General features: G+C 31.2%; 3 protein-coding genes. All 3 read left to right on the forward strand.

The window, feature by feature from the left end; genetic code table 11:
- Positions 1-647 precede the first annotated feature (647 nt).
- Genes Q0352_RS10615 through Q0352_RS10625 form a run of 3 tightly spaced genes read left to right on the forward strand, consistent with a single transcriptional unit; the run spans position 648 to position 4069 of the window.
- Positions 648-1193 (forward strand): ester cyclase, encoded by a 546-nt coding sequence (locus tag Q0352_RS10615; protein ID WP_299527304.1) that lies wholly within the window; start codon positions 648-650, stop codon positions 1191-1193.
- 32 nt (positions 1194-1225) lie between these two features.
- Complete coding sequence (locus Q0352_RS10620; RefSeq protein WP_299527306.1) at positions 1226-2395, forward strand: tetratricopeptide repeat protein; 1170 nt, start codon at positions 1226-1228, stop codon at positions 2393-2395.
- 12 nt (positions 2396-2407) lie between these two features.
- Entirely contained in the window at positions 2408-4069 is a 1662-nt protein-coding gene (locus Q0352_RS10625; protein WP_299527308.1) for a toll/interleukin-1 receptor domain-containing protein, read from the forward strand.
- The last annotated feature ends 306 nt before the right edge of the window (positions 4070-4375 follow it).

Raw genomic sequence — 4375 nt, forward strand, 5'->3', positions numbered from 1 at the left:
TACAACTATAACGATTTCGAAATTTTTAAAAATGTAATGTAAAAAAAATGTAAATCGTATAAAAATATAAAACCCTTTGAACAAATGTTCAAAGGGTTTTATTAGTACCTTTTACCAGAATCGAACCTTATCAATAAAAATGGAATAGAAACAAATTACTCAACTTGGGGTGCTTTTTTGGCTGTTGAATAATAAACTTGAATAACAATAAGGATTTAGAACAATAGGGCCAACTGCGATGTTATTTCACACTCAAATTTTGCAAGGAGTGTTTCATTCTGTTTGTAAAAAAATTATATACAATATTTAGTAAAAATAGTAATTTAACTATACCATTTGTAAGCAATGAAGTTTACTGATTTATAATTTTAAAATAAACCTCCAGCAACCTAAGTACTGCAAGTTTATCAATCTTTAAAAATTAAAATAACCTAAAACACTCATTTTCACTTGCATATATATGTTACTTTTGTTACATTAGCTTAAAATTGTGATTTTCAAAAAATATTTGAATCGTTTAACATTCGTGAAATTTACGTTTATTCAAACATCAAATTTATAACTCAAATAACAAATTAGCTGTAATTAATAAAAACGGAGTAAGCCTAAAACCGATTAAAGTTGGTACTTATAATAAAAGTATAATTATGAAACTAATCAAATTATTTTTCAGTGGAGTTTTTGCTCTATTCTTATCATTTTCTATGATAAGCTGTAAAAATGAAACCGTAAATAAACCATCAGCTGAATGTCTTGCATTAGAAAAAACTGATAAACAATTAGCTGACAACTTAAAAATGTACGAAACCGTATGGGATGATATTATCAATAAAGGAGAAATTGACAAAATAAATGATACTAATTTCGATAAAAAAATCACCCTTATAACAGAACCAGAAAATATGGTAGGAATTCAAGGTTTTAAAGATTATTACCAAAATTTTCTGACTGGATTTTCAGATATTACGTTTACAATTATTGATGTTTTTGGACAAGGAGATAAAATTGTTAAACATTGGAATTTTAAAGGAACACATTCAGGCGAATTTTTCGGAATTCCCGCTTCTGGGAAAAAAGTAGATATTGATGGGGTTACACTAGTAAAAATGAAAGATGGAAAAATTGCACAGGAACAGGATTTCATGGATAACTTGGCTTTTTATGAGCAGCTTGGGCTAATCCCAACTGAATAAGTCAAAGATTACTGTAAAGAAAAAAATCAAATATGAAAAAAAACAAAAATCACCAGTCAATGAACCATCATAAATGGATAATATTTTTATCATTTTGCTTGGTGGTATTCAGTATGAATTCATTATTTTCACAAAGCTCTGTTCTTGGCTTACGATTTAATGGGCAAAATGTTCGATCTGCTAATGCCACGGTAATGCTCCCTGGCAAAGGAGGTAGAAACCCACAAATTAATATTGGAGATAGATTGGTTTCTGGTACTCGTCTAATTATTCCCTCTAACACCATTGTTATTTTACGATCTCCAGCCGGAATACAGGAATGTTCTTCCACTAAAGGAAAAACTATGGAATATACCGTTAGTATGACTTCCAAAGGAGAAAATCATACTGTTAGAGGGGCTGGAGCTCAAGTAAAAAGTTCTGTAAACAAATCCGTTGGTTATAACTATCGTGTCAACAATGGAAGGGGAACAACGTCTGCTGCAAGAGGAACCGAATTTACGTTTACTGATATGTCTGAAGGTCAAAATGAACAAGCCTTTATTACCACTCAAGAAGGAACAATTAATATTATTGATAAGGTACCTATACAAATTTATGGTAAAAATAGTGCCACTAATAAGCGCGGTGAGCCTTTAACAAAAGCTGTTTCTCGCTTGCAATCTGCAGGAGAAGAACAATATACATCCAATGATTATCCATTAAAGTACGCTGATTATGCCCAAGCAATTTCTCAAATAGGTGCTGAAATCAATTCAATTGAAGATCCTGAAGAAAGAGCTGATAATTTATTGTGTTTAGGAGATCTTTATATGGATTTCGAACAACCCGAAAATGCTATTGATCCTTTTTACCAAGCTATGCTAATATTTGAAGATTATTATGGATATGATGATCTGGATACCATTGAAGCTCAATTATCATGGGCAGAAGCTTTAGGATATACTGGAAGGAAATCAGAAGCAATCGAATTACTTAACAATGCCAATCAATTATTGCTCGAACTTGCCGATTGGAATATTGAAGATTTAGAATATATTGAATCATTAGAATATATTGATGATGAAGATAACGAGGCATATGATGTTATATGTGAAGAACTTTCAGAAATCTATGGATTATTAGGCTGGGTTTACGAGATTGCCGGTGACCAGGCAACAAGTGATTTATATTATCTCGAGATGGAAAATGAATGTAACTAATTATAGAATAAAATGCTTACCATAAAACGTTTAGCCATTTATTTAATTACCTTTTTAATTACTTTTATTCTCGCATTGAATTTAGGGAACTGGAAAAAGTTAGACAATTATCTCGTGGGATATAGCAATAGAACTAGCGAACAGAAAGCCATTCTTAACAAGGAAATAGTTTTTATACATTTAGATCAAAATCCTCCAGGACAAAGTGGCTGCGAATCTTTCTATCTAAAAAGAAGGAATACCATCGATTTACTATATGCTATAGCAGAGCAATCCAAAATTAATAATGGCCCAAAAGGAGTTGTTTTGGATATTTGGTTTGGGAGAGATAATACCGAATTAGACAATTTGTTGGCTGCAATTAAAAACCTTAAGGAACTTAACATTCCCGTTTATGCAGCATATAATATTAACGCTTCAAATGAAAGTGTTGTTATAGATAGCGTTGACATTGATAATCTAGAAGGTGCTCACCTTACAGAAGTCTATAACATCCTCTCTAGTGGCTCAGAAGATAAACATTCAGGATCAGGACGTTATCATACCAATTTTTATCCGGAAAAAAATATGTCTTCCTATGAAAATGATTTTTACTTTTATTCAAACGTATTTAGAGATTCAACTTTAATTGAATCTCTCGCCTACAAAGTTGTTCGTGATTTGGGAGATTCTAATACCATGCTTTTAGAAGAAAAACGTAAAGGTTCAATTGTGCCATATGCTTCTATAGGTGAAATGCAATTGAGGAGTTATTTTTTCAGCCCAGATAGTATTCTATCCATCCAAAGTTTTATACCCTACAATGGAATGGATCTTTCACAAACTATTGATATGGACAAAAAGATATTGATTGTGGGAGATCCTGTAAACGATGTAATTGATTTGGGAAGTTCATCTATTCCTGGTCCTTATGTTGTTTCATGGGCTATTAGCGATTTATTGGATGAGAATATCAGACTCAAATTACCTTTGGAAAGTATCCCTGTTATTATTGGTCAAATGCTTTTTTTCGCTTTATTTGTGGCACTGGTTTATGCTCTTATATTTAAATATATAAAAATATTACAAACCAAGCCTTTTATCATTGGTATCCTTTCCTTTTTAACTATACTATTATTACTTTTTATTTATTACAAATTGATACTAACGTTTAAAGCTGTAATTCCAGTGGGACAAACTATTGCAGCTATAGGAGTTTCAGCTGCACTATGTTGGCGCTTCGCTCATAAGTTTTTAGCTACTGGAATTGCAGAAGGATCCCAGAAATACGACATTTTTATAAGCTATTCACATGGACCAAAAGCAGATTGGGTAGAGAAAAATGTTTATGAACCTTTAGCAGCATATAGAAATTTAGATGGAGACAAACTCAACATTTTTTTTGATAAGAAAAGCATAGGTATAGGAGAAAAATTCACATCTAAATATATGTGGGCTATTGTGAATTCAAAATGCATTATCCCTGTAATTACTGACGAATATTATGGGAAAAACCATTGCAGGAACGAATTAGATTTAGCCGTAAACCGTACCGTTGAAAAATTGATAAATATTAATATGCTAGTCTTTAACTACGAAGCAGTTCCTGAGCCTTATCGTACGTTTAATTATATTGAAGTAGGTAAAGATTCACATTTTATTGATATCATTACATCAAGTTTAGAAAAAGAATAAACATGATATAACCTTAAAATAAGTAATAATACTAAATTGATAAAACAAAAATAAATTGTTGGCTAACAACTGAATTACAAAACTTTACAGCAGGAATTCCAAACTCAATATTTTAACCAAATTTTGGACTATTAAATATTCAAAAAAGACAACTTAAGCTAATCTATAGTATTGCATCTAATATTATATATGATAGCATTAAAAAAGAAAACCGTAAAAGTTTATTAATAAACTAATTACGGTTTTTCTTTGTACCTCGAGCGGGAATCGAACCCGCACTCCCGAAAGAACTGGATTTTGAATCCA

It is taken from the genome of uncultured Lutibacter sp. (assembly GCF_937891065.1).
Lineage (GTDB): Bacteria > Bacteroidota > Bacteroidia > Flavobacteriales > Flavobacteriaceae > Lutibacter.